Source organism: Sphingomonas ginkgonis, from assembly GCF_003970925.1.
In the GTDB taxonomy this organism is placed as follows: domain Bacteria; phylum Pseudomonadota; class Alphaproteobacteria; order Sphingomonadales; family Sphingomonadaceae; genus Sphingomicrobium; species Sphingomicrobium ginkgonis.
Genome location: NZ_RWJF01000001.1, coordinates 1185683 through 1211078, shown reverse-complemented (window position 1 = coordinate 1211078; position 25396 = coordinate 1185683). Strand labels below are relative to the sequence as shown.

The following is a 25396-nucleotide window of genomic DNA, read 5'->3' as shown; positions in this document are numbered from 1 at the left end:
GCAAAAGCTGCCGGACGGGCGATGATCGGCCATGCCCTTGTTCATCGCGCCGGCCGCGGCCGCGCTGGTCCGCGTCATGGCTTCCGCCGTGCAACCCTCCGGCCTCCTGATCGAGGGAGTAGAGCCGGCGCCAATCCGGATTTCGGGTAGCGAAATCGCCGCGCTTTCCCACGTATCCGTAAGCCGCACCGACCATGGCAAGCCGGTCCGCTGCGAGGGCGTGCCGCTCGCCGCGCTGCTGGCGCGCGTCAAGCTACCCTCGGGCGAAGCGCTCCGCGGCAAGGCACTGACCACCGTCATCGTCGCAAGCGCCCGCGACGGCTACCGTGTCTCCTTCTCCCTCGGCGAACTCGACCCGGAGCTCGGGAAGGCCGGCGCGGTGGTCGCGGACCGCTGCAACGGGCGACCGCTCGACCCATCGGCGGGTCCGCTCCGCCTCATCCTTCCCAACGATCAGCGGCCGGCGCGGTCCGTCCGCCAGCTCGAGCGGCTCAGCATCGTTCAGCTCCCGTAGCGACGGAGTTCAGCGCTTTCGGCCGAGCGCAACCCAATAGGGTTCGTGCTCCTGGAACCGAACGTCCTCGAGCCCGCAGCGGCGCATCATCGCCTCGATCTTTCGGCGGGAGAAGCGTTGCTCAAGCGGAGTTCCGAAGCGGTCGAGCGACGAGACCTTGAGGCTGACCAGCGGGGTCCGGCGATAGTAGCTGAGCGGCCAGTGGCCGGCGCTCACGCCGCGCCGCTCGGCCTCCCCTGCCAAACGGCTGAGCGGCCAGTAGATGGTGACGGCGATGATGTCGCAGACCCGCTTGCGAGGGCCAATCGGCAGGCGGCAGATCAGTCGACGGAGGAGGTCGCTGCCCCGCCATACCGCGCGAAACCAGGCCGGGCGATTGTCGAACGCATAGTAGAGATAGAGGAGGAAGGGGGCGCCGGGCCGAAGCTTGGCGGTGCAGCGACGGAGCGCGCCCTCGGTGTCCGGGATGTGGTGGAGCACCCCCATCGAGTAGCCGAAGTCCTGGCTCGCGTCGGGCAGGGGTATGTGATCGACGTCGGCGCAGTGGAACTCGACGTTGGCTTGGTCGGCCATCTGCGCGCGGGCTGCCGCGAGGCCAGCGGGCGACGGGTCGATGCAGTGAAGGCGCCCGACCCGCGGCGCGACCTTCTCCGCATGCCGCCCGTTCCCGCAACCGAGGTCGAAGCCCTCAGCCTTGCTGAGTTCCTCGAACGGGAATAGCGAGAAGAAGTTGTCGAAGGTGCGCTGCTGGTGCGTGCGGCTCGACACGCCTCGCCAGTGCGCAGCCCATTTCTCGTCGAAGGCGCGAAGGGTCGGATCGTCGGCGTTCGACATGCCGGAAGGCTAGCAGCCGGCCGTCGCGGCCTCAATCACAGCCGGGCTGCTCCGCCCGTGCTGCCTCAGTATTCGTCGATCGCGAGCGGCTCCGTACCTTCATGGGCCAGCAGCAGCACGGCGCCCGGGCCGAGCCTCAGGCTGGCTGCTCCCTCCGCCAGCCAAGCCGAGCCGGGATCGAGCGACTGGTCGTCGGCAGCGCTGTCGCCCTCCACAGGCACCAGCCACACTGGCTCGGACGCGCTCAGGCGGAAGGCGCAGGGTCCGACGACCCGCTCGAGCGTGAAGGTCGGCGCGGCGACGATCACGGCACGATGATCGGAGAGCTGGCGCTCGCTGTTGTCGAAGCTGTAGGGGACGGGCGAGGAGACCGCGAGGCCATCGTCGAGATGAAGCTCGCGATCGCGGCCATAGTCGAACAGGCGATAGGTGGTGTCCGAGTTCTGCTGGATCTCGATCACGGTGAGGCCGGCCCCGATCGCGTGGATGGTGCCGGAGGGCGAGAAGTAGGTGCGGTTGGCGGCGACCGGGCGCCAGTCGACCAAGTCCTGAAGCGTGCCGTCGAGCGCCGCCGCGCGAACCGTTGTCAGGCTTTCCGGCTGCTTCAACCCCATGGCGATGGTCGCGCCGGGTTCCGCCTTGAGCACGACCCAAGCCTCGTCCTTGCCACGGGGGAGCCCCAGCCTGTGCGCTTGCTCGTCGCCCGGATGGACCTGGATCGACAGCTTCTCCTGGGTGAAGAGATATTTGATGAGGAGGCCGCGATCGATGCCGCGGGGATCCTCGAACCAGACTTCGCCGATCGGCTCCTCGCCCGGCGCGGGATCGGCGAACGGCCCCCAGAGTTGGCGTTGTCCCCACACCTTGTGGACGCGCCTCGTCTCCAGCTTCGTGAGAGTCATCAAATTCCTGTCCATGCCGTCGTGGTCGCGGTGTACCAGCAATCGGTGTCGTCGCGAGCGGTTCGGCTGCTCCATAAATGCTTGCGGGAGGTTAGCAACCAGTGACGTTTTCAGCTTCGCTTACAGTTTGGCCTGGCAAGCGTGTCGTCGCGACGTGCCGAGCATTGGCGGGCGTGGCAGTGCTGATGGTCTCCTCGGCCTGCCTACCCGCGCAAGCCGGTTGCCCCGCACTCGCTGTCAGTGTCAACCGAGACCAGGATGTCTCGACCGCCTTCCAAGATTGTCTGAAGACACTCGCCTTCGGAGGGTCGCTGGAGCTGTCGCCTGGGCGCTACCTGCTGGAGAAGCCGATCCGCATTGAGCGCGGCGTGGCCATTCGGACGCGGGGCATTGCCGCCGGTGCGCCGGGCTGTCTCCCCGGCGATGATCGCCGCTGCGCGGTTCTGGTCCTCGCGCCGCGGGAAGGCAGCATCGAGCCGACCCAAATGCCGCTCGAGATCACGGCAGACGGTGTTTCGATGGACCATCTCGTCATTGTGGGGGTGAAGGGCAGCAAGGCTTTCTGCCGCTCGACCCGCCCGAAAGCCGCCGGCGGCGGAGTGCGGGTGAGCGGCTCGGGCTTCAGCTTCACCCGCTCCGCGATCAGAGACATCGCCTGCTACTCGGCGCTCGAGATCACGGCCTCGGCATCAGCACCGCGCCTCAGCGGCAACAGGTTCGGGCCCAACGGGACACATCGCCGTTCCGAGGACTGGAGCGACGGAGTGACCATCCACGATAGCCGCGGTGCCATGGTCGGAAACAATCTGTTCGTCGACAATACCGACGTGCAACTGATCCTTGGTGGCTGCCGTTACTGCCGGATTGTCGGCAATCGCTTCCGCACCAGCGGTGAGGAGGCCCGAAGCGCCTTCGCGGCGCTGATGCTGCAATCCTGGCCGAACACTAGCGGCAACTATTCCGGCACCGTGGTGGAGCGGAACGACATCGACTGCGGTGCGCGCAAGGGCTGCGGCTACGGCCTGATGATCGGGGCGGCGCCCTGGTACGCCGGTCGCGCCTCCGGCGGCACCGTGCGCGGCAACAGCGTTCGCAACGCCATGATCGGGATCAACGTCGATGGGGTCACCGGGCCGATGGCCTTTCAGGGAAACCGTGTCGAGCGTTCGGGAGGAGAGTTCGCCTCGCGGTGCGGGCTTCGAAAATGGCCGGCTGCGAATGTGGCACCTGGCGCTCGCCGGTTCGTCGACGCGATGCAGGTCGGAGCCGAAACCGGCGCGGTGTCCACGGTCGGCTGCCTGCTGAACCGCCCCAGGAACTGACCACCTCGACGCATCATCGGCGGAAGACAAAAGAAAAGGGGCGGACCGAAGTCCGCCCCTTCCCTCATTCTGGCCGAAGCGCTTAGCCGCGCTCGGGAGCCGGCGGCGGCGGCGGCGGCGGCGGCGGCGGCGGCGGAGCCGGGCAGGTCGCCGTGACGTCGATCACCGAGCCGTCCGGGCAGGTCTGCGTGGTAGGCGCAGGCGGCGGCGGGGGCGGCGGCGGGGGCGGCGGGGGCGGCGGGGGAGCAGCCTCCGGAGCCGACTGGCCGAAGCGGACACCGATGCCAACCAGCGCGGCGAGGCGCGACGAGTTGGTGCGGTAGTTGGTGTAGCGGCCTTCCGCCTTCCAGTAGAGCGAGGTGCCGAGCGTCTGCTCGAAGCCCGCGCCGACCTGGTAACCCTCGGTCCGGTAACGGTTCGAGTAGTTGCCGCGCGGGCTGGTATCCGCGAGGAACGTCTTGCGCTGACGATCGACGGCCCAGCCGCCCTTCACGTAGAACAGCGAGGTCGGGCTGAGCAGCACACCGGCGCGCAGACCGCCGGCCCACTCACCACGCGACTGGCGGGTGGCGATCCCGGGGCCGTCACGGGTCACGTTGGTGGCGCGCGAACGCCAGTACGAGCCGTACGCACCGAGGACGAAATTCGAGCCGAACAGGCCGTCAACGCCGACTTCGCCGCCGTAGCCGAACTTGTTCTTGTGGTTACCCTCGGAATAGAAGCGGTCGAGACCGGCATCGGCCTCCGCCCGCACGCCATACAGCGAAACGCCCTGGGCGCTCGCCTGCTGGCTGCCAACGACCGCGACTGCGGCGAAGGCTGCTAATGAAACTAACTTCATTGTCATCCCCTTTTGTGGTGATCGAAACTGACCGATAGAGCCTACAGCATAAACTCAGATCACGTCCATGGTTCCATTACCGTTCTGATCCAAGATCTTTGTTACGCTTGTTGCAAACCTGCAACACTAACCTAGCGGTGGTAGACAAGCGGCACCCCCGGACCTTGCCATTGCTGGTGCTCACTGGCACCAACAAACCCACTACAACGCGAAAATGTTTCGGCATTTCGGCGCATTTTTGAATCCGGGCCTGAGCACGCACTGATCATGTCGTGACGGGCAAAGCGTGGGCCAACCTCAATGGACTTTAATCTTTCACGCGCGACCCAGAGTTGCACGGACAGCGAAGCTTCGGGCGTGGAGCGCGGTTCGACCGCCAACGCGGCGCTGTTCGAGCATCCTGTTGTGCCCGTCGTGCTGAGCGGCGGGGGCGGAACCCGCCTGTGGCCCCTATCGACCGAAGAGGTGCCCAAGCAGTTCCTGCCACTGACCGGGCCGACCAGCCTGTTCCAGGAGGCGTTGTCGAGAGTGGCCGATCGTGGGTCCTTCCGCGAGCCGATCGTGGTCAGCAGTGCGCGGCATCGCGACCTGTGCCAGGCCGCCCTGTCCAACACGGGGGACGGCACGCGCGTGATCCTCGAGCCGTTCGGCCGCAACACCGCCGCGGCGATTGCCATGGCCGCCGAAACGGCCCGTGGACTGCACGGCGGCGATGCCCTGCTGCTGGTGATGCCCAGCGACCATGTCATTGAAGACGTCTGCGCGTTTCATGCCGCGATCGTGGCCGGTGAAGCCGCTGCCCGCGAAGGCCGGCTGGTCACCTTCGGTATCGTTCCGGCCTCACCCGAGACGGGCTATGGCTATATTCGCATGGGCCAGCCGCTGAGCCCGGAGTCAGGCGCACGCCAGGCGCTCCGCTTCGTCGAGAAGCCGCCGCTTGCCGACGCGAAAGCCATGGTGGCCGACGGTCAATATCTCTGGAACGCGGGCATCTTCCTGTTCCGCGCTGACGCGATCCTCGCCGCGCTGGAGACCTATGCGCCTGCGATCGCCGCCGCAGCGGTCGAGGCGATCACAGCAGGCGGCAGCGACGGCTGCAGTGTCCTGCCGAACGAGGCTTCGCTTGCGGCCTGTCCAAGCGAACCGATCGACACTGCGGTGATGGAACGCTCGGACCAAGTGGCCGTGGTGCCGATGTCGCCGGGATGGTCGGACCTTGGCAGCTGGGATGCGCTGGCCGACCTGGGATCGAGTGGAGCCAAGGCAGGACCGGTGACGCTGCTTGACTCATCGGGCTGCTATGTCCGAAGTGACGGGCCTGAAATCGCCGCGTACGGCGTCGACAATCTTATCATCGTTGCGGCCGGTAATCGGATCCTGGTGATGCCGCGGGGGCGGTCCCAGGAGATCAGAAGCTTGCTAGCGGCCATGCCCATCAGCCATGGGCCCCGCTAAGCCAGATCAGCGCCAAGGACCAATTGCTAGATGCCTGCCGTAAGTGCCTTCAAGAGGCGGTTGGACCCATTGTTTCTGGTCACCGTCGTGGTGCCGACGTTATGCGCCATCATCTATTTCGGGTTTATCGCCTCGGACGTATATGTTTCCGAGTCCGAGTTCGTCGTCCGCAGCCCCGACAAGCCCGCGTCGACGGGGCTGGGAGTGTTGCTGAAGACCGCAGGCTTCTCGAATGCCGGGGATGAGATCTACGCCGCGCACGCGTTCGTGCGGTCGCGTGATGCGCTGCACGCCCTCAACAAGAACGGGGCCTTCGCCAAGGCTTACGGCTCGAACGACATTTCGATGTTCGACCGTTTCAATGGTTTCGGCTGGCGCAACTCGTTTGAGGACCTGTTCGATTACTACCAGAAAAAGGTTGGGATTGAGCATGACACCAGCTCATCCATTACCACCCTCACCGTCCGGGCCTTCACGCCCGCCGAGGCGCTTCGGGTCAACACGCAGCTGCTCGAGCTTTCCGAGGCGCTGGTCAATCGGCTGAACGACCGGGGCCGCAAGGATCTCGTGCAGTTCGCATCCGACGAGGTCGCTTCGGCCGAGCAGGCCGATCGCAGCGCGGCGCTGGCCCTCGCCACCTTCCGCAACCAGCAGGGCATCATCGACCCGGAACGCCAGGCGACCGTCCAGCTGCAGATGATCTCTAAGCTGCAGGACGAGCTGATCGGCGCCCGGCTGCAGCTGCTCCAGCTCCGCGCTATGGCGCCTACCAATCCGCAGATTCCGATTCTGCAGGTCCGCATTAACGGGCTCGCCCGCGAGATTGACGCGCAGCTCGGCCAGGTGGCGGGCAATCGGCGCTCCCTCTCGGCGACCGCGGCGCGGTACCAGCGACTCCAGCTCGAGCGCGAGTTTGCTGACAAGCGCCTGGCGGCCGCGATGACGTCGCTGCAGGACGCACGCAGCGAAGCTCGTCGCAAGCAGGCCTATGTCGAGCGGATCGCTCAGCCAAGCCGACCGGATCGCGCGGAGGAACCCCGCCGCCTGCGCGGAATCTTCGCAACGTTCGTCTTGGGGCTCGTCGCCTGGGGCATTCTCACGATGCTTTTGGCCGGCGTGAGAGAACATCATGCCTGATAGCTCGACGCCGGAACCTCAAGGCGCAACTCTCAGGCAAGCTTGGATTATCCAGCGTCGCGTCATTGGCGCGCTGATGCTTCGGGAAATTCTAACCCGCTACGGCAGGCATAACATCGGTTTTCTCTGGCTCTTCGCGGAACCAATGCTGTTCACGTTGGGCGTTACGGCTCTCTGGACAGCGACCAAGTCGGTCCATGGCTCAAACCTCCCGATCGTCGCTTTCGCGGTAACTGGCTATTCAAGCGTTCTGCTGTGGCGCAACATGCCCGCGCGCTGCATCGGGGCAATCGCGCCAAACCTGTCGCTGCTATACCATCGCAACGTTCGTCCTATCGACATCTATTTGTCGCGCGTGTTGCTTGAAGCTGCCGGTGCAACAATGTCGTTCGTGTTTCTCGTGTTATTCTTCAATTTCATCGGTTGGCTCGCGATGCCAGAAGATGCCCTGCAAATTGCTGGCGCGTGGCTCATGTTGGCCTGGTTTGGTGCCTCTGCCGCGCTGCTGCTGGGGGCTTTGTCTGAAGTCTCGGAAACGGTTGAAAAGCTCTGGCACCCGGCGTCATATATTCTTTTCCCCCTTTCGGGAGCGGCCTTTCTGGTCGACTCTCTCCCGAAAGCGGCTCAGGACGTGGTGCTGACTCTACCAATGGTCCATGGGGTCGAGATGCTGCGGGAAGGCTATTTTGGTTCGCAGATCGTCGCTCACTACGACACCGCTTACATGGCTCTCATCAACACAGTCCTGACAATCCTAGGCCTCGCGCAAGTATCGAAGATCAGTCGAACGGTTGTTCCCGAATGATCCGACTACGCGGCATCAACAAGACTTACGGGACGCACAGCGGGCCAGTGAGGGTCTTGCGGGACGTCGATCTGACGATCGACTGCGGCGAGCGGGTCGGAATCCTTGGCCGAAACGGTGCCGGCAAATCTACTCTCATAAGACTAATTAGTGGGGCCGAGTTCCCAACCAGCGGCCAAATCGATCGAGACATGAGTGTTTCTTGGCCCTTGGCTTTTGGCGGCGCTTTTCAGGGCTCGTTGACAGGACTGGACAACTATCGGTTTATCTGTCGCATCTATGGCGTTGATCCTACGGATCGGCTCCAATTCGTGTACGACTTCTCCGAATTAGGAATTTATCTGAACGAACCAGTGAAAAGCTACTCATCGGGCATGCGGGCACGACTCGCATTTGCCATTTCGATGGTTATCGAATTCGACTGTTTCTTGATCGACGAGATCATTGCCGTTGGTGATGCCCGCTTTCACGAGAAGTGCCATCATGAACTGTTCGAGAAGCGCGGCAATCGAGCAATGATCATCGTCTCTCATGATTCCGCCTATATTCGAGAGCATTGCACGCGGGCGGCGGTACTTGACGGCGGCGCGCTGCACCACCCAGCCTCGATGGAGGAAGCATTCGACTTCTATCATGAGGCTACTCACCGGGTGGTGGCGGCGTGAGGGCTTTGAAAGGAGTCGCGCAGCTCGGCATGCGACATGCGTGGCTTTGGCGCCATCGTGGGTCGTTCGGAGCTATCGAAGCAGGTAAATCGCCCCGGCTGCTGGTCGACGTATCCGCCATCGTCCAGAAAGACGTGCATACCGGCATCCAGCGAGTGGTGCGCGCCGTCTGGTCTGAGCTAAAGCAACGTGACGGGCAGGGATTTACCCTTGTCCCGGTTTTCGCGACTGCTAGGCATGGATACTGCCAAGCCCCTCATGATTTCCTCGATCGAGTTCGTGCCCCTGCTTCCCCAATGCTGATAAATGTTAGTCGGGGAGACTGTTTCCTAGGCTTGGACCTTTCTGCGCACTTTCTACCCAAGTACCGGCGGCAGATCCGCGCTTGGCGCGCAAGTGGAGTCTCAGTTAATGTTGTAGTCTACGATCTTCTACCGCTTACTCATTCTCAATGGTTTGAAAAGCGTACCGTCGAACAATTCCGCGAGTGGTTTGAAACGTTGAGTTGGGAAGCTGACCAGCTCCTCTGCATCTCTAATCAGGTCGCTGTTGACGTGGCCGGCCGTTTAGGCACCATGGCTGCTCCAAGATTAATCCGCATACGCAAATTGAATCTGGGCGCGGACATTGCGGCGTCCCGCCCATCCGCCGGAATGTGCTTGGACGTCACTCGATTGCTTGAACGACTTCGCACAAATGACGCTATCCTGATGGTTGGCACGGTAGAGCCTCGCAAAGCCTACGACGTCGCCTTAGCCGCATTCGAATACATTTGGCACACTGCGCCTCAGGATGCGCCAGACCTGGTGATCGTCGGGAAACCGGGATGGAAGACGCAGGCGCTCCAAGTCAAGTTGCGCAAGCACTTGCATGCGGGGGAGCGCCTTCACTGGCTGCCGAGCGTCAGCGATGAGGGTCTCTGCCGCCTTTACGAAGCCTGCAAAGGCGTCTTGGTCGCCTCGCACAATGAGGGTTTTGGTCTTCCCTTGGCCGAAGCACTTGCGCATGGACGTCCCGTCCTTGCTCGCGACCTTCCGGTATTTCGTGAAAATCAGTCGTCAGGCATACAATTCTTTACGCAAGACGATCCGCGTTCGCTCGGCAAACGCCTGATCGAGCTTGCGCGTAGCGCATCTCTCACTGACGGGGATATCGAACATAGAGCTTGGAGCAAAACGGTTGCCGACCTGTTGGAGGTCTTGGGCATCAAAGCAACGCCCACACCGTCCGCCATGCCTTTGCTGCGCACTGCATCATGACGTTCGTCTCTTACGCTCAGAATTTCGAAGATGTCGTACTCTGGAGAGCGCTGAAGGACATCGAAGGCGGTTCTTACCTCGACATCGGCGCTCAGGATCCGGAGCAGGACAGCGTAAGTTTGGCATTCTACGAAAGAGGATGGCGCGGTGTTCATGTCGAACCCACGCCTGCTTACGCGCGACAATTGAGGAACAGTCGGCCGGACGAGACGGTCATCGAGGCGGCTTGCAGCTGTGCCCCGGGACCTATTCGCTTCTTTGAGTTTCCGACTACGGGCCTTTCGACCTCCAGCGTAGAGATTGCGGAGCATCATTCAAGGAACGGTTTCGAAGGCCGGTCCATTCTCGTGCCCACCGTGCGGCTCGACGGATTGTACGAGACCATTAAAACTCCGACCCATTGGCTCAAGATCGATGTCGAGGGCGCCGAGGCCGACGTGCTTGCGAGTTGGGGCGACCATGGCGCACGCCCTTGGATTATCGCTATCGAAGCGACCTTCCCAAGCACACGGCGACCTACCCACGAGGCCTGGGAACACCAGCTCCGCAACCGGGGGTACAGCAGCGTTTATTTCGATGGGCTTAGTCGCTACTACCTGCATGAGGAGCAAGCGGAACGAGCAAGCGCGTTCCAGACGCCGCCGAATGTCTTCGATTCTTTCCTGATCAGCCGATCGCACTTCAGCGCTGCCCTGCTGAACAATGAGCGCTCCGATGCCGTCTCAATCGCGACAACTGCGAGCGCTGAGGAGCGGCGCGGGCTGAAAGAAAGCAACAACGTCCTACAGTCCCGAGTCGACGAGCTCGAGAGCGCTCGCGCCGAGCTCCTCGGCGAGCGACAGGCCGCCCTCTCGCGCGTCCAGGAACTCGAGAATTCCTGTGCGGGTATGGCTGCCGCCCAGCAGGCGCTGGAGGCCGAGCGCGCCGACTTACAGGAACTGGCAGCCGAAGCTTCAACCGAAAAGGCAGTCCTGCTCACCCAGATTGATGGCTTGTTCGAGCGTCTGGCAGCTGCGGTGGCAGAAGGCGCGAGCGCGAGGGCGGCAAGCGACGTGGCTCTGGCAGAGCAGGATCAATTGCGAGCGCTACTGACCTCCGCCCGGGAGGAGGAGCGACGGGCGCTTCACGAGCATCTGGCAATGGAGCGAAGACACTGCGAGCAACTCGACGCGGTTCGAGGCAAACTAGTCGACACTTTGAAAGAGCATGGCGACGCCCGTGAAGACGTTGCGAGACTTGCCGCCGAGCTTGAGCAAATGCGAGCCCATGTTCTGACCGCCGCGCGCCTGGTTAGGGCAGGGTCTGAAAAACCGAGGAGTGGCTGGCACCCGTTACGGCCGAGATCAAGATCGGCTTCACACATTATGTTCGCGCTGGAGAACTGGGCGAAGTCAATCAGTGAACATCATCCGCCACAAAAACCTCCTTTTCCTGTTCAAACGAGCCACGATCAAGCAATGACCTCTTATCTCGACCAGGAGTATGGCAATCCATATCTCCGCGCCGATTCTCTCGCCGAGCTCGTCAGCTGGAACGACATCGACTTTGTTCGCTGCGCTTATGTGACGGTACTTGGCCGACAGCCAGATCAAGTCGGCGAACTCTATTATACCCGTAGAATACGCGAGGGATACTCCAAGCTGGAGACATTATGGCAGCTTCGGAAATCGGCTGAAGCAAGATCGCACGATCCCGGCATTGCCGGCTTTGACCGCGCGTTGCGAAGCGCGCGGTGGGCACGAAGTCCATTCGGGTGGCTGGTCCGCATGATCACCGGCGGCGAGAGCAATAGCGCGGCCTGGAAGCGCCACCGGATCTTGTTGAACGAGATTTACCGATCGGAGGCAAGACAAGCTGCGCATGGCACGGCTGACCTGAGAAACATGGTGCAAGGCCTGAGTACAGAGCTTCAAAGTCTGTCAGAGAATGTCAGAGAGCTAGTTGCCAGACGACAGGCGGGCGAGGCAGTCCCTTTACTAGAGGATGACACGTTGTCCATACAGGACCAACTTAGCGACGTCGGACGTCGTATCTTCCAGCGTCTAGTTTAAGAGTATTTCGATTGATGCGTATCATAATTGATTTGCAGGGCGCGCAGACTAACGGTTCTCGTAACCGCGGTATTGGTCGATACTCATCCTCCTTGGCGCAAGCCATTTTACGAAACAATGAACGTCACGATATCCATATCGTTCTAAATGGGGCTTTTCCTGACAGCATCGATGAGATCCGCACTAAATTCGCGGACTTCATTTCGCAGGACAGGATCCATGTTTGGAAGCAGTTGCCGTCCGTTGCATTCGCAGTCCCTGGGAGCAAGGCACGTCGGCGAGCCTCGCAGGTCATCCGCGAACGGTTCATTCAAGAACTGAACCCAGATGTCGTTTTCGTGACTAGTCTCTTTGAGGGGCTGTCGGACGACGGTCTCATCTCGATCGGTTTGTGCGGGAACGTTCCGACCGTCGTCACGCTCTATGACCTCATCCCTTTGATAAACAAAGGCGATTACCTGCACGATCGTCAGATATCCCAATGGTATATGGATCGTGTGGATCAGCTACGCCGAGCCGATCGGCTGTTGTCGATCTCCGAGTCCGCTCGGCGAGAAGCCATCGATCACCTTGGATTCGACAAAACGACGGCGATCAGCGTGGGAACGGCCGCAGACCCGCATTTCAAATCGACCACCATCTCTCCTGACTGCGAGGAAAGCCTCAGGCAAAAATACGACCTTCGCAAACCGTTTGTCATGTACACCGGCGGAATCGACGTTCGGAAAAATATCGAGCGTCTCATCGGCGCCTTTGCCAAGTTGCCGAGAAGCGTGCGAAACAAATATCAATTGGCGATTGTCTGCTCGGCCCACCAGCATGATCGTAATAGGCTTCTGCAACTCGCCTCGGAGAAAGGATTGAGCGACGGAGACATCGTGTTCACCGGTTATGTCTCGGAAGACGAGTTAGTCACCCTCTATCATCTAACAAGGTTATTCATCTTTCCATCGTGGCATGAAGGTTTTGGGCTTCCTGCCCTTGAGGCGATGCATTGCGGCGCCCCGGTTATTGCGTCCAATCGCTCAAGTCTGCCGGAGGTCGTAGAACTTGAGGAAGCGATGTTCGATCCCTTCGATCAAGAGGAGATCACAAGTCGCATGCACGCCGGTCTTGAAGATGATCCATACCGGATAATGTTGCTTGAAAATAGTCGGGTGCAATCCGCGAAATTTGACTGGGATAGCTGTGCAATCCGGGCGCTCGGCGCGATCGAGGAACTGGGTCGCGCACCGCATCCTGCGGCCTCATACCGCTCGGACGCTCGGCCACGCCTTGCCTTCGTCTCCCCTCTGCCACCTGCAAGGACAGGCATCGCCGATTATAGTGCCGAACTACTTGCCTCCTTAACCAAGAATTTCCAAATAGATGTAGTGCTCGCCAACGGTGTCAACTCTGATTTGATCGAGTTTCCGCTAATCCCGGAGGCCATCGGCGTGATGAGCGAAGCTGAGTTTCGCCAAAATTACGGAGACTTCGACAATATAATCTATCATTTCGGGAACTCCGAGTTCCACTCCTACATGTTCGAGCTTCTTCAGCTAACCGGTGGCGTGGTTGTGTTGCACGACTTTTTTCTCAGCGGGATTGTGTCGTACCGGGAGTGGCACCATCTCGAGCCGCACGGCTGGCAACGCGAGCTCTACCGATCGCACGGCTATCCGGCACTGCTTGCGAGGAAAAGCGCGGTCGACGTCTACGACACGGTTTGGAAATATCCTTGCAGCAAGACCGTTGTCGATTTGGCGGAAAAGGTCGTTGTGCACTCCGAATTTGGCCGACATCTCGCCCGCCAATGGTACGGCAGACAAGCGGATAGCAAGTTCCAATTCATCCCGCTTCTTCGGGAGCCATACACGGACAAGAGCGACAAGGCTTCGCTCAAGAAAGAGCTAGGGTTTGCGGCCGACGATCTAATCGTCTGTTCGTTCGGGATGATCGGCTCGACAAAACTTAACCGTGAGTTGGCCCAAGCTTGGGTGAAGTCTCGCCTTGGCGGTGATCGTCGTTGCAAACTGGTCTTCGTCGGGCAGAACGACCAAGGGGTATATGGAGCAGAGCTGAGCGATTTCATAACGAAGAAAGGCAAGAAAAGGATATTCATCGCCGGCTGGACGGATGCGGAAACTTTCCGCCGTTACCTTTCGGTGGCAGATATGGCTGTTCAATTGCGCACTTGGTCGCGTGGTGAGACCTCGGCGGCTGTGCTCGACTGCATGAATCATGGTGTTCCGTTGATCGTCAATGACAACGGCGGAATGGCGTCGCTTGCGGACCAGGGCGCCCTCGTCCTTCGGGACCAATTCGAGATTTCGGAACTAACCGAGGCTCTTGAGGAACTCGCCGGGAGTTCCGAGATGCGTGCGAAGCTTGGAGGCCTAGGCCGTGAGCGAGTACTTACCGGGCATAGTCCGGCCGAATGCGCCGAGGCGTATAGCAGGGTTCTTGCCGCCGCGCGGTTGGATCGAAACCGGCTGGATTACGCAATCGATCTTGTACGGCAAGCTGGGTTGTCGACTTTCGAAAAGAGCCAGTTCAGTTCGGCCTTTGCCAACGCGTCACCTCACGAGAACAAGCGTCTTCTAATTGACATTTCGGTACTCGCGCGTACCGATGCCGGAACCGGTATACAGCGGGTTGTCCGCAACGTGCTGAAAGACATGCTCGGTCGAGACTTTCTCGATTTTAGGATTGAGCCCGTCTTCGTCGATCCGGCAGTACGCAAGTTCCGGTTCGCCCGCTCGTTCACAACCGGGTTCCTGAAGGTCGAGCCGGTCGATCTTCCCGATGACGTGGTGGACATCGGGCAGAGTGATACGGTTCTATTGCTCGATCTCAATCCAATGCTTCTAACCTTCGTGAAGGAGGAGCTGCTTCGACTTCGTCGACAGGGGACGAAAATTGTTTCGGTCGTATATGACCTGATCCCGATCAAGCATCCGGATCTGTTTCCCGACGGAGTGGCACAAGCCCACCGAGAGTGGCTCGAAATCGTCGCCGCCGGAGACACGGCGACTTGTATATCCAAAGGGGTCGCTGACGACTTGCGCGATTACCTCGATACTGCGCATCCCAACACTCACCTTCCGATCTCGCACTTCAAACTTGGTGCCGATCTGGATGATGTTCGCAGCAGCGTGGCGGCTTCAGTCGGATCAATATCCGCCGCAGACCGGAATGCCGAACCAACCTTCATTATGGTTGGCACCATTGAACCGCGGAAGGGTCATCTCGAGGTTCTGCGCGCCTTCGAAGCGCTTTGGGATAGCGGCAAGAAGATCCGACTTATCATCGTCGGCAATCCTGGCTGGAAGGCAGAGAAGATCGTTCGACGGCTGGAAGAGTTGGCGCCGGATCATCCGCTGGAGTGGCGGCAAAACATCTCCGACGAGCAGCTTGAGCGCCTCTACGGAGAAGCGGATTGTCTTATTGCGGCCTCTCTTGATGAAGGTTTCGGCTTGCCGTTAATCGAAGCAGCGAGCCGGAACGTTCGCCTCATTGCAAGAGATATCCCCGTGTTTAGGGAGGTTTGCGGCGACTGCGCGAGCTATTTCACTGATGACCTGATCGCCACACTCGAAGAATGGTTGCAGAGTTTTCAAGCAGGAACAGCCATCTCTAGTGAAGGTATCACTCGAGTGAGTTGGGAGGAGTCAGTAGATACGCTTCTGCCAACCATTTTTCCCGACGAAGATTTCAAGGTACGAATTTGATATGAACACCGCAATTATCACCGGCATTACCGGTCAGGACGGCGCCTATCTGTCCGAGCTACTCCTCGACAAGGGTTACAAGGTCTTCGGCACCTATCGCCGGACCAGTTCGGTTAATTTCTGGCGACTGGCCGAACTTGGGATCGAGAACCATCCGAAGCTTGAGCTGGTCGAATATGACCTGACCGATCTCTCGTCCTCCATCCGCCTGCTCCAGCAGACCGGCGCCAAGGAAGTGTACAACCTGGCCGCGCAGAGCTTCGTCGGGGTATCGTTCGACCAGCCGGCGACCACCGCCGAGATCACTGGGATCGGCGCGCTCAACCTGCTGGAGGCGATCCGCATCGTCGACAAGGACATCCGCTTCTACCAGGCGAGCACGTCCGAGATGTTCGGAAAGGTGCAAGCGGTCCCTCAGATCGAGTCCACGCCCTTCTACCCGCGCAGTCCCTACGGTGTCGCCAAGCTCTATGCGCACTGGATCACGGTCAACTACCGCGAGAGCTACGGCATCCACGGCAGCAGCGGGATCCTGTTCAATCACGAGAGCCCGCTCCGCGGCCGCGAGTTCGTAACCCGCAAGATCACGGACTCGGTGGCAAAGATCAAGCTGGGGTTGCTCGACTGCCTAGAACTCGGCAACCTCGATGCGCGCCGCGACTGGGGCTTCGCCAAGGAATATGTCGATGGCATGTGGCGGATGCTGCAGGCGGACGAACCCGACACCTTCGTGCTCGCCACCAACCGCACCGAGACGGTGCGCGACTTTGTCACCATGGCGTTCAAGGCTGCCGGGATCGAACTGTCGTTCGCGGGCAAGGACGAGGGAGAGACCGCCGTCGATGTCGAGACTGGCAAGACTGTCATGCGGATCAACCCGAAGTTCTATCGTCCGGCCGAGGTCGAGTTGCTGATTGGCAACCCGGCCAAGGCACGCGAGAAGCTCGGCTGGGAGCCAAAGACCACGCTCGAGGAGCTGTGCCGGATGATGGTCGAGGCCGACCTTCGCCGCAACGGACTCGGCTTCTCCTTCTGATGCGGTGCGACCAGTCGAGCAGGCGGCTGCTCCGTGCCTAGGACGCTGGTCACCGGTGCCGCCGGCTTTACCGGGCGCTATTTGACTGCCCTCCTCGCCTCGCGGGATCACGAGGTGCACGGCCTTGTGCACCATCGCCCGGACGAGGCGGTGGAGGGGCTGTTCGCGTGCCACGAGGGCGACATCGCCGATCCGCAGGCAATGGAGCGGGTGGTAGAGGCGGTCCGTCCCGACCATGTCGTTCATCTCGCCGCCATTGCCTTCGTTGCGCATCACGACGTCTCGGAAATGTATCGCGCCAACATCGTCGGCACGCGCCAGCTCTTGGATGCGCTGGCGCGGGCCGGGCAACCGCCCCGCTCAGTGCTCGTTGCCAGCAGCGCCAACGTCTACGGCAACAGCCAGGCCGGCGTGCTCGACGAGACGCTGCCGCCGAATCCGGCTAACGATTATGGCATCACCAAGGTCGCGGTCGAGGCACTCGCTCACCTTTACGGCGATCGGCTGAAGATCACGGTCGTGCGGCCATTCAATTACACCGGGCGGGGCCAGTCGGCCGATTTCCTCATCCCCAAGATCGTCGGGCAGGTCCGGGCGGGCGCGTCCGAGATTGCGCTGGGCAATCTCGACGTCGCGCGCGACTTCTCGGACGTTCGTGGCGTCGTTGACGCCTATGCCCGGCTGCTCGAGTGCGAGGGCGCGGCAGGGAAGACCTTCAACGTCTGCTCGGGCGTCGCTATCCCGCTCGGCGAGGTGCTGGAGCGGATTCGCGCAATCTCGGGCCACTCGTTCAGCGTGACCGTCAACCCCGCATTCGTCCGACCCGATGAGGTGCGAACCCTGCGCGGGACGGCGGCGAAGCTGGAGGCCGCGATCGGTCCGCTCGCGATGCCGGCTTTCGATGACACGCTGCGTTGGATGCTCGCCGACTGATGCAAGTGTCCTTGGTCGTGGACGCGCTCGCCCCGCAGATGGGAGGGATCGGCCGCTACACGCTCGAGCTGGTGCGAGGCTTGCCGAGCGTGCCGGGCGTGTCGCACGTCGATCACTACGCGCATGGGCGTCTCTTCGACGATGTGAAGCCGCTTCTTACCAACCAGCGAATGCCGAAGCGGAGCTGGACGCGGCGCTGGCGGGACAGGCGGCAGTGGCAGAGACTGGCTCGCTCGTCTATCGTCCACGCGCCCAACTATTTCCTTCCTCGCGGGGTTGAACAGGGGGTGATGACAGTCCACGATCTTTCCGTCTTCCGCTTCCCCGAGACACACCCTGCCGAGCGCATTCGGCATTTCGAGAAGCATTTCCTCGACTCGCTAGTACGGGCACGCCGGCTTATTACCGACACGGCGACGGTCCGTGACGAGATCGTCGCCGACTTCGGGATTGCTGCTGAGCGGATCAAAGTGGTGCCCTTGGGAGTGAGCTCCTCTTTTCGGCCGCATAGCCCCGGCGAACTGGCTGAGCCGCTGCGTGGGCTCGGACTGCAGGCCGGCCGATACACGCTGTGCGTCTCGACTATCGAGCCGCGCAAGAGGATCGCCGAGTTGCTCCGGGTCTGGCGCGACCTGCCGGCCGCACTACGCGCCGACAATCCGCTGGTGCTCGCCGGAGGTCCCGGCTGGCGCAACGAGAGCATCATGGCGGCAATCGCCGAGGGTGAGGCGGCGGGGTGGCTGACCCACTGCGCCTTCGTTCCGGAAGCGCTGATGCCGGCCCTCTATGCCGGCGCGAAGCTGTTCATCTATCCATCCATCTACGAAGGTTTTGGCTTGCCGCCGATCGAAGCCATGGCCAGCGGCGTCCCGGTGATTGCCGCCGACCGCTCCTGCATGCCCGAGGTGTGCGGCGCCGCGGCACGCTACACTGACCCCGATGACCATGGCGGCTTCCGTAATGCCGTTTGCGAAGCGCTTGAGGACGGGGCTTGGCTCGAACAGGCTGCCAAAGCCAGCGTGGCCCACGCCGCTCAGTATAGCTGGCGAGCCTGCGTCGAGGCGACCGCGGCCGTCTACGCGATGTTGTAAAGACACAGTCGGGCGGGTTGCACCCAACTAGAGCAATGTTTTGTGGCAATTAACTATTCGTGAGGCTAGACTTGGCAGGTGCTGAGGGGGCGGTCTAAGGGCCGCGAAGGTGGGAACGAGCTTAGCGATGCAAGTGTCTGTCAATTCGCCGTGGCCTATTCGGCCAGCGCTCGACCCGGTGCGCGCTGTGGCGCACGGTCGACGGGTGGTCGAGCGCGAGGGACAGGCCCTTCTGGAACTCGCCAGCAGCCTCGACGAAAGCTTTGCGGCGGCCACGGAAGTGCTCCTGAACACCCACCAGCGGGTGATCGTCACCGGCATGGGCAAGTCGGGCCACATCGGTCGCAAGATCGCTGCGACCCTCGCCGCCACCGGCACGCCCTCCTTCTTTCTTCATCCTGCCGAAGCCGCTCATGGCGATCTTGGGATGATCGTCCGCGGCGACGTGCTGCTTGTTCTCTCGAACAGCGGCGCGACGGCGGAGCTCGACGCGGTGCTCCGGCACGGCCAGACGCTCGGCTGCGCCGTGATCGGGGTTACCGCCCAGCCGCAGTCACCGCTGTCGCAGCGATCGGACGTGCTCCTCCTCCTTCCGGCGCTGCCGGAAGCCTGCCCCAAGAACATGGCGCCGACCACCTCGACGGCGCTGATGCTCGCGCTCGGCGACGCGCTCGCCGTGGCGGTAATGGAAAGCCGCGGCTGGACTCGCGATCACTTGCGCATCCTCCATCCAGGCGGCTCGCTCGGCTCGCGCATGGCCTATGTCGACGAGATCATGCACACCGACGACGCGCTGCCGCTGGTCGCAGCAGGCGCGCCGATGAAGGAAGTCGTGATCGAGATGACCCTGCGCCGCTTCGGCATTGCAGGCGTGATGGGACATGACTCCAATCTGGTCGGGGTGATCACCGACGGCGATCTGCGCCGCCACTGCGACGATCTCTTCCACAGCAGTGCGCAAGACGTGATGACGGCGCGCCCGATCACCGTTCCGGAAGGCACCCGCTGCGAGGACGCCCTCGCGCTGATGCAGTCGAGCCGGATCACCTGCCTGTTCGTCATGTCGGCGAACCGCCCCAGCAAGCCGGTCGGGCTGGTCCACATCCACGACCTCACGTCCGGGCGCGGGTCCTAAGCGACGGTGGCTGTCGCAGACGCGCCGAGCGTTGCCATCGTCATCCCGGCCCGGTTTGCTTCCACCCGCTTCCCCGGCAAGCCTCTGACTCGCTTTCGCGGAGCGGACGGGACGGCAAGGACACTGATCGAGCATAGCTGGCGCGCGGCAAGCGCTTTCACCGGTGCCAGCACGATCGTGGTCGCCACCGACGACGAGCGAATTGCGCGTGAGGTCGAAAGCTTCGGCGGTTCGGTAGTGATGACCCCGGCGGACTGCCGCAACGGCACCGAGCGCTGTGCCGCGGCCTTGCCCGCGATACCGGGCGATGCCGACATCATCGTTAATCTCCAGGGCGATGCACCGTTGACCCCGCCCGACATCCTTTCGGCGGTGGTCGCCCGGCTTGGAGCCGACCCCTACCTTCCCGTCGCCACCCCCGCGATTCGCTGCACGCCAACGGTATACCGCCATCTTGCCGACGACGCCGCGGCGGGGCGGGTCGGCGGCACCACCGTGGTGTTCAACCGGCACCACGACGCGCTCTATTTCTCGAAGCGCATCCTTCCCTATGTCGACCCGGAGCAGGCGCGCGAGCAGACCCCGGACGTCTATCTTCACCTCGGCATTTATGCTTATCGTCGGGCGGCGCTCACGGCGTATGTGGATGCCGGCCCGTGCCAACTCGAGCAGCAGGAAGGACTGGAGCAGTTGCGGTTTCTGGATGCCGGGCTGCGCGTCGGGGTGGCGCTATGCGAGCCGCCCGCTTGGGACGTCATCGAGGTGAACAATCCCGGCGATGCGCCGCTGGTCGAAGCCATCCTGCGGCGCCGTGATGCCCGCTGAACCGCTCGAACGCACCGAGCTGTGCGGTCGCCCGATCGGTGCCGGGGAACCGCTGTTCCTCTTCGCGGGACCCTGCGTCGTCGAGGATGAGCGGATCTGCCTCGCGATCGCCGAGGCGCTGTCCGACATCGCTCGACGACTGGACATGCTGGTCGTGTTCAAGGCCAGCTTCGACAAGGCCAACCGGACCTCGGCCACCTCTTTCCGCGGTCACGGCATCGACGAGGGCTTGCGGGTTCTCGAGAAGGTTCGAAGCGAAGCCGGACTGCCGGTGATCACGGACGTCCATACGCCCGAACAGGCGCGCGCTGCCGCCGAGGTTGTCGACGTTCTGCAGACCCCGGCGCTGCTGGCCCGGCAGACCGATCTCATTGAGGCGGCTGCCGCGACCGGTCGTCCGGTCAATTTCAAGAAGGGTCAGTTCATGGCTCCCGCGGACATGGAACCGCTCATCGCCAAGGCGCGCCGGGCGGCCCCGCAAGAGGGCGGCGGTCCCTTCCTCGTCTGCGAGCGCGGCACCAGTTTCGGCTACAACAATCTCGTGGTCGACATGCGCGGGCTGGTGGTGATGCGGCGCACCGGGTGCCCGGTGGTGTTCGACGCGACCCACAGCGTCCAGCTGCCCGGCGCCAGCGGCGACAAGTCCGCCGGCCAACCCGAATTCGTGGAGCCGCTGGCTCGAGCAGCGGTCGCCGTCGGAGTCGCCGGCCTGTTCATGGAAACCCACCCGGACCCGGCGAACGCCTTGTCCGACGGGCCCAACTCCATCCCGCTGGCCGAGATGCCGCGACTGATCGACAGCCTGCAGGCGCTTCATGCACGGGCGGGCGCGCGGCTGGGGTGACGGGAGTGCGCGGGTCGAGGACGAGGACCGGTGGCGTGGGCGAAGCGCCGTTCCTGCGGGTGCCGCCCTTCCCGGGCGCGGCCGCCATTCGCCTCGCGGGCCCGGGCGATGCTCCGCCGCTGACCGACCAGCAAGTCGACGCACTCGGCGCCGAGATCGCCGGGGTGCGCGTGGGTGGCGACTATTGGGGCGAGCAGCCCCTGCTGCCGGCCGAACCCTATGTGCTGGTCCGCGCTGCCGAGCCGGCGCGCCCGAGCCCTGATCGCACGCAAGCGGACGGGCCAGTCGTCCACTGGTCACCGACTCGCCAGTCCGGAGCCAATCACCAGGGCGTCGCCTTCCAGATCAGCGGCGCCTACGATCCCTGGCACCTCGTCTCCGGAGCCAAGTTGGTCGTTGCCGCGGCCTCGGACGAGATCCTGCTGGTCGCTGCGTTGCGGGGGGTGGCGGTCGAGCCGGTCGGCGATGGGCCGTTCGCCGAAGTGGGCTCGCCCGCCGGGCTGCGGAGCGCTCTCCGCTCGCACCTTCTCGCCGGTGGGACGCCGCTCGACCCCTTCTCGGGCCAGCCCGCCAGCATCGCCGCGCTGGTCGAGCTGCTGGCACTGTGGCGCTCGCTGATCGATCGCAATCGCGGGATCGGCAGCGGCATGGGCTTTTCGCGGTGGAAGCGGCCGACGGTCGAACCCCTGCTCTGGTCCGGGCGGCCGTTCCGCTTCCTCGATCGCCTCGGCGACACCGCAGCCGGCGAGGCGGTAGCGACCTGGCGCTCGCGTATCTCCCCGCGCACGCTCGGCGTGCTGAATCAGCGCGGCGTAACGCTGGTCGAGGTCGAGGACGGCTTCATCCGCTCTTCCGGGTTGGGAGCGGACTGCGTTCCACCGCTCTCGATCGTCGTCGATCGGCTCGGCGCGCACTTCGACCCGTCCCGCCCAAGCGAGCTGGAAATGCTGCTCGAAACCGCCGAGATCGGCCCGGAGCTGCTGCAGCGCGCCCGCGCCCTGCGCGAGCGGATCGTCGCCGGCGGGATCAGCAAATATGCGGTCGCCACCGAGACCCTCGCGCCGCGCGCTGGGTCCGGCCGCCAGATTCTCGTTCCCGGCCAAGTCGAGGACGATCGGTCGGTGGTCAGCGGGTCGAGGGTTCACAGCAACCTCGAACTGCTGCGCCGCGTCCGCGCGGAGGAGCCGGGCGCGCGGATCCTCTACAAGCCGCACCCGGACGTCGAGGCCGGCCATCGCACCGGCGCGATCCCCGAGGCCGCCTGCCTCGCGGTCGCCGACGAGATCGTCCGCGACCGGCCGATCACCACGCTGATCGGCGAGGCCGACGCGGTGCACGTCAACACCTCCCTCGCCGGCTTCGAGGCACTGATGCGCGGCAAGCCGGTGACCACCCATGGCTCACCCTTCTATGCCGGCTGGGGGCTCACCACCGATCTCGGCGAGGCACTGCCGCGGCGGACCCGCCGGCGTTCGCTCGACGAACTCGTCGCCGCCACACTGATCCTCTACCCGCGCTATCTCGACCCGGTGACCCGCCTCCCCTGCTCGCCCGAGGTGCTGGTCGACCGGCTCGCCGCGGCAGCCGCGCCCAAGGACGGCATGCTGGTCCGAGCGCGCCGGGCACAGGGCAGCCTCAAGCGCGCGGCCGGGAGCCTGCTCGGCCGATGAGCAGCAACTTCACCCGCCGCTTCCTCTTCCTGCAGGGACCGCCCGGGCCGCTGTTCCTGCGTCTCGCCAAGTCGCTCACCGACAGCGGGAACGAAGTTTATCGGATCAATCTCAGCGGGGGCGACCGGCTCGACTGGCCGGAGCCGACGATCGACTATCGCGACAATTTCTCGCGCTGGCCGGTCTTCATCGACAAGTTCATCCGCGAGCACCGCATCACCGACGTGCTGATGTACGGCGATTGCCGACCTTATCATGTGGTCGCGCACGGAATCGCCTCCTCGCGCAAGCTGCGCATCCACGTGCTCGAGGAAGGCTATCTCCGCCCGGACTGGATGACGCTCGAGCTCGACGGGGTGAACGCCCGCTCGCGGCTGACCCGCAACAAGCAGTGGATTCGCGAGCAGGCCAAGCGGCTGCCGCCAGAGACGGTCCACGACCCGATCACCGCCACCTTCCGCCGCCGGGCGCGCGACAGCTACTGGTACTATCACTACGTCTGCACCGGCCGGATTCGCTACCCGCACTATCGCTCGCACCGGCCGCGCGGGATCATCATGGACGGGTTCGGCTGGCTGTGGTGGCTGTGGTGGCGCGATCGCCGCGACAAGGCGGCCGAGCAGACCCTGCGCGAGATCGCCGGCAAGCCCTTCTTCGTCTTCCCGCTACAGCTGTCGGGCGACTATCAGATCCGCGCGCATTCGCACTTCCCCGACATGGAAGGCGCCGCCCGCTACGTGATCGAGAGCTTCGCCGCGAATGCCCCGGACGACGTCCACCTGCTGGTCAAGGCGCACCCGCTCGACAATCGCTTCCATAGCTGGGCGGGGTTCGTCCGCAAGGAAGCGCGCCGGCTGAAGATCGAGGACCGGCTCCACTACGTCGACGGCGGCGACCTCCAGGACATGGCGCGCGATGCCCGCGGCATGGTCTGCGTCAACAGCACCTCGGCGACGCTATCGCTCGCGGCCGGTGTGCCGGTGTGCGCGATCGGTGAGGCGATCTACAATCTGCCCGGCCTGACCCACCAAGGCCATCTCGACGGCTTCTGGCGCGATCCGCAGCCACCCGAACCGGGGCTCTTCGAGGATTTTCGCCGGGTGCTGACCGACCAGTGCCTGGTCCGCGGCGGGCTGGCGAGCGAGTCCGCGGTCACCATCCTCGTCGAATCGATGCACGAGCGGCTGCTGCGCTGATCAGAAGCGGACGAGCCAGTCGTCCACCGTGGCGAAATGGTCCACCCATGTCGGCGTGTGGAACTCGGCGAGGCGGCGGACCTGACGATCACGCGCTTCGCTGTCCGGACGGGCATAGTCCAGCACCTCGCGTTCCCACGACGGTCCGTCGAGCGGGTTCAGGAGCGTGACCATGTCCTGCCCGATCTCGCGGAACACCGGCAGGTTGCTGGCGATCACCGGCACGCCCGCGCCGAGCGCCTCGACCAGCGGCAGGCCGTAACCCTCGGCGAGGCTGGGGAAGAGCAGCGCCCGCGCCGAGCCGAGATGCGCTGCCAGCTCCTCGTCCGAGCAGTGGTTGAGCTCGGTCACCCGGGTCCGCAGCCGGTCGCTTCGGTCAAGCCAGTCCTCGACCTGCTCGGCCTCCCACCCGCGCTGGCCGATGATGAGCAGGCGCGGCGCTGCGGCCCCCATCCGCTCGATCAGGTGCGACCAGAGGTGAAGGAGGAAGAGGTGGTTCTTGCGCGCCTCGATTGTGCCGAGGACGACGAAGCTGGGGGCGTCGGGAGCGCGGCTGCTGGGCGCGGTCCGGGGCAGCGGGGTCACCCCGAGGAAGGCGGCGAGCTGCGGCCCCGCCCGCCGCTGCTCGGCGGCGGCGAAGTCGTTCAGGTCCTGAAGGGTAGCGCGGCTGTTCGCGATGACCCCGGCGGCGGTGTCGAGCACCGTGCGCATCCGCCGCTCGTGCCGCTCGCGCTCGCCGGCGCGGCACAGATGCGGGTGGGTGATCGGGATGAGGTCGTGGACGAAGTAGAGGGGCCGCACCTGCGCGTTGCGGACCCAGCGCCCGAACCCGTCCTGGTCGAGCCCGGTATGCCCGACGTTGAGGTAGAGCCGACCCTTGCCGTCGCCCCGCCGCGACGCCGAGTGCCGGAGCGCGAGGCGGGTGAAGTCGCGGCGAAAGCTGGGGCCGGGCTGGTCGAGCAGCGCGAACAGCGCCGCCGACGCGCGGCGGCCGAGGATACTGCGGAAATGGCGGTGCTGAACCACCGCCTGCGCCCGGGGTCCGTAGTGGCGCAGATAGGCGAGGCAGACGCGGTCGACCCCGGTCGGCCGGCGCCCCACCCAGGCGCGCCAGATCAGCCGGCTGACGTCGAGCAGAAGCGGCGCGGGATCGCTCACCTCGGTGCCA

General features: G+C 63.5%; 21 protein-coding genes. 17 read left to right on the top strand and 4 right to left on the bottom strand.

What is annotated here, in order from left to right; genetic code table 11:
• The first annotated feature begins 31 nt into the window (after positions 1-31).
• Entirely contained in the window at positions 32-514 is a 483-nt protein-coding gene (locus tag HMF7854_RS05795) for a molybdopterin-dependent oxidoreductase (RefSeq protein ID WP_126718223.1), read from the top strand.
• A gap of 9 nt (positions 515-523) precedes the next feature.
• Here the strand turns inward: HMF7854_RS05795 and HMF7854_RS05790 are convergent, their stop codons facing one another.
• Positions 524-1348: a class I SAM-dependent methyltransferase gene (locus HMF7854_RS05790; protein WP_126718222.1), complete on the bottom strand. Its 825-nt coding sequence runs from the start codon at positions 1346-1348 to the stop codon at positions 524-526.
• 65 nt (positions 1349-1413) lie between these two features.
• A complete protein-coding gene (locus HMF7854_RS05785; RefSeq protein ID WP_126718221.1) occupies positions 1414-2250 on the bottom strand; it encodes a class I mannose-6-phosphate isomerase in 837 nt (278 codons plus the stop codon).
• Between the two features lie 173 nt (positions 2251-2423).
• On the opposite strand from HMF7854_RS05785, the gene HMF7854_RS05780 reads away from it, so the two are divergent.
• Positions 2424-3572 carry a right-handed parallel beta-helix repeat-containing protein gene (locus HMF7854_RS05780; RefSeq protein ID WP_126718220.1) on the top strand — a complete coding sequence of 383 codons (1149 nt, stop codon included), beginning with the start codon at positions 2424-2426 and terminating at the stop codon, positions 3570-3572.
• A gap of 82 nt (positions 3573-3654) precedes the next feature.
• Here the strand turns inward: HMF7854_RS05780 and HMF7854_RS05775 are convergent, their stop codons facing one another.
• Entirely contained in the window at positions 3655-4413 is a 759-nt protein-coding gene (locus HMF7854_RS05775) for an outer membrane protein (RefSeq protein ID WP_185829176.1), read from the bottom strand.
• A 300-nt stretch (positions 4414-4713) separates the two neighbouring features.
• On the opposite strand from HMF7854_RS05775, the gene HMF7854_RS05770 reads away from it, so the two are divergent.
• The 15 genes from HMF7854_RS05770 to HMF7854_RS05700 all read left to right on the top strand — a co-directional run bounded on the left by HMF7854_RS05770 (position 4714) and on the right by HMF7854_RS05700 (position 24228).
• Positions 4714-5868, top strand: coding sequence for a mannose-1-phosphate guanylyltransferase (locus HMF7854_RS05770; protein ID WP_126718218.1), 1155 nt, complete (start codon positions 4714-4716; stop codon positions 5866-5868).
• Positions 5869-5937: 69 nt separating this feature from the next.
• On the top strand, positions 5938-7005 hold the full coding sequence (locus HMF7854_RS05765) for a KpsE/RkpR family capsule polysaccharide export protein (RefSeq protein ID WP_239016859.1): 1068 nt from the start codon (positions 5938-5940) through the stop codon (positions 7003-7005).
• On the top strand, positions 6998-7810 hold the full coding sequence (locus HMF7854_RS05760) for an ABC transporter permease (protein ID WP_126718216.1): 813 nt from the start codon (positions 6998-7000) through the stop codon (positions 7808-7810). The genes HMF7854_RS05765 and HMF7854_RS05760 overlap by 8 nt, the downstream gene beginning before the upstream one ends.
• A complete protein-coding gene (locus HMF7854_RS05755; protein WP_126718215.1) occupies positions 7807-8475 on the top strand; it encodes an ABC transporter ATP-binding protein in 669 nt (222 codons plus the stop codon). Before HMF7854_RS05760 ends, HMF7854_RS05755 begins: the two co-directional genes overlap by 4 nt.
• Before the next feature lie 335 nt (positions 8476-8810).
• Positions 8811-9734: a glycosyltransferase gene (locus tag HMF7854_RS05750; protein ID WP_185829175.1), complete on the top strand. Its 924-nt coding sequence runs from the start codon at positions 8811-8813 to the stop codon at positions 9732-9734.
• Positions 9731-11785 (top strand): FkbM family methyltransferase, encoded by a 2055-nt coding sequence (locus HMF7854_RS05745; protein ID WP_126718213.1) that lies wholly within the window; start codon positions 9731-9733, stop codon positions 11783-11785. The genes HMF7854_RS05750 and HMF7854_RS05745 overlap by 4 nt, the downstream gene beginning before the upstream one ends.
• 14 nt (positions 11786-11799) lie before the next feature.
• Entirely contained in the window at positions 11800-15498 is a 3699-nt protein-coding gene (locus HMF7854_RS05740; protein ID WP_126718212.1) for a glycosyltransferase, read from the top strand.
• A gap of 1 nt (position 15499) precedes the next feature.
• The gene (gene gmd, locus HMF7854_RS05735; protein WP_126718211.1) at positions 15500-16534 is read left to right on the top strand and encodes a GDP-mannose 4,6-dehydratase; all 1035 of its coding nucleotides are present in this window, start codon (positions 15500-15502) and stop codon (positions 16532-16534) included.
• Positions 16535-16567: 33 nt separating this feature from the next.
• Positions 16568-17467 (top strand): NAD-dependent epimerase/dehydratase family protein, encoded by a 900-nt coding sequence (locus HMF7854_RS05730; RefSeq protein WP_126718210.1) that lies wholly within the window; start codon positions 16568-16570, stop codon positions 17465-17467.
• A 17-nt stretch (positions 17468-17484) separates the two neighbouring features.
• Positions 17485-18558 carry a glycosyltransferase family 4 protein gene (locus tag HMF7854_RS05725; protein ID WP_185829174.1) on the top strand — a complete coding sequence of 358 codons (1074 nt, stop codon included), beginning with the start codon at positions 17485-17487 and terminating at the stop codon, positions 18556-18558.
• A gap of 187 nt (positions 18559-18745) precedes the next feature.
• A complete protein-coding gene (locus HMF7854_RS05720; protein WP_239016858.1) occupies positions 18746-19693 on the top strand; it encodes a KpsF/GutQ family sugar-phosphate isomerase in 948 nt (315 codons plus the stop codon).
• Between the two features lie 6 nt (positions 19694-19699).
• Positions 19700-20518: a 3-deoxy-manno-octulosonate cytidylyltransferase gene (locus HMF7854_RS05715; protein ID WP_126718207.1), complete on the top strand. Its 819-nt coding sequence runs from the start codon at positions 19700-19702 to the stop codon at positions 20516-20518.
• Positions 20508-21362 carry a 3-deoxy-8-phosphooctulonate synthase gene (kdsA, locus tag HMF7854_RS05710; protein ID WP_126718206.1) on the top strand — a complete coding sequence of 285 codons (855 nt, stop codon included), beginning with the start codon at positions 20508-20510 and terminating at the stop codon, positions 21360-21362. Before HMF7854_RS05715 ends, kdsA begins: the two co-directional genes overlap by 11 nt.
• A gap of 35 nt (positions 21363-21397) precedes the next feature.
• Positions 21398-23032 carry a capsular polysaccharide export protein, LipB/KpsS family gene (locus HMF7854_RS05705; RefSeq protein WP_239016857.1) on the top strand — a complete coding sequence of 545 codons (1635 nt, stop codon included), beginning with the start codon at positions 21398-21400 and terminating at the stop codon, positions 23030-23032.
• Positions 23029-24228 (top strand): capsule biosynthesis protein, encoded by a 1200-nt coding sequence (locus HMF7854_RS05700; protein WP_126718205.1) that lies wholly within the window; start codon positions 23029-23031, stop codon positions 24226-24228. The genes HMF7854_RS05705 and HMF7854_RS05700 overlap by 4 nt, the downstream gene beginning before the upstream one ends.
• Here HMF7854_RS05700 and HMF7854_RS05695 read toward each other — a convergent pair whose 3' ends face one another.
• The gene (locus HMF7854_RS05695; RefSeq protein WP_126718204.1) at positions 24229-25386 is read right to left on the bottom strand and encodes a glycosyltransferase family 4 protein; all 1158 of its coding nucleotides are present in this window, start codon (positions 25384-25386) and stop codon (positions 24229-24231) included.
• Positions 25387-25396 lie beyond the last annotated feature (10 nt).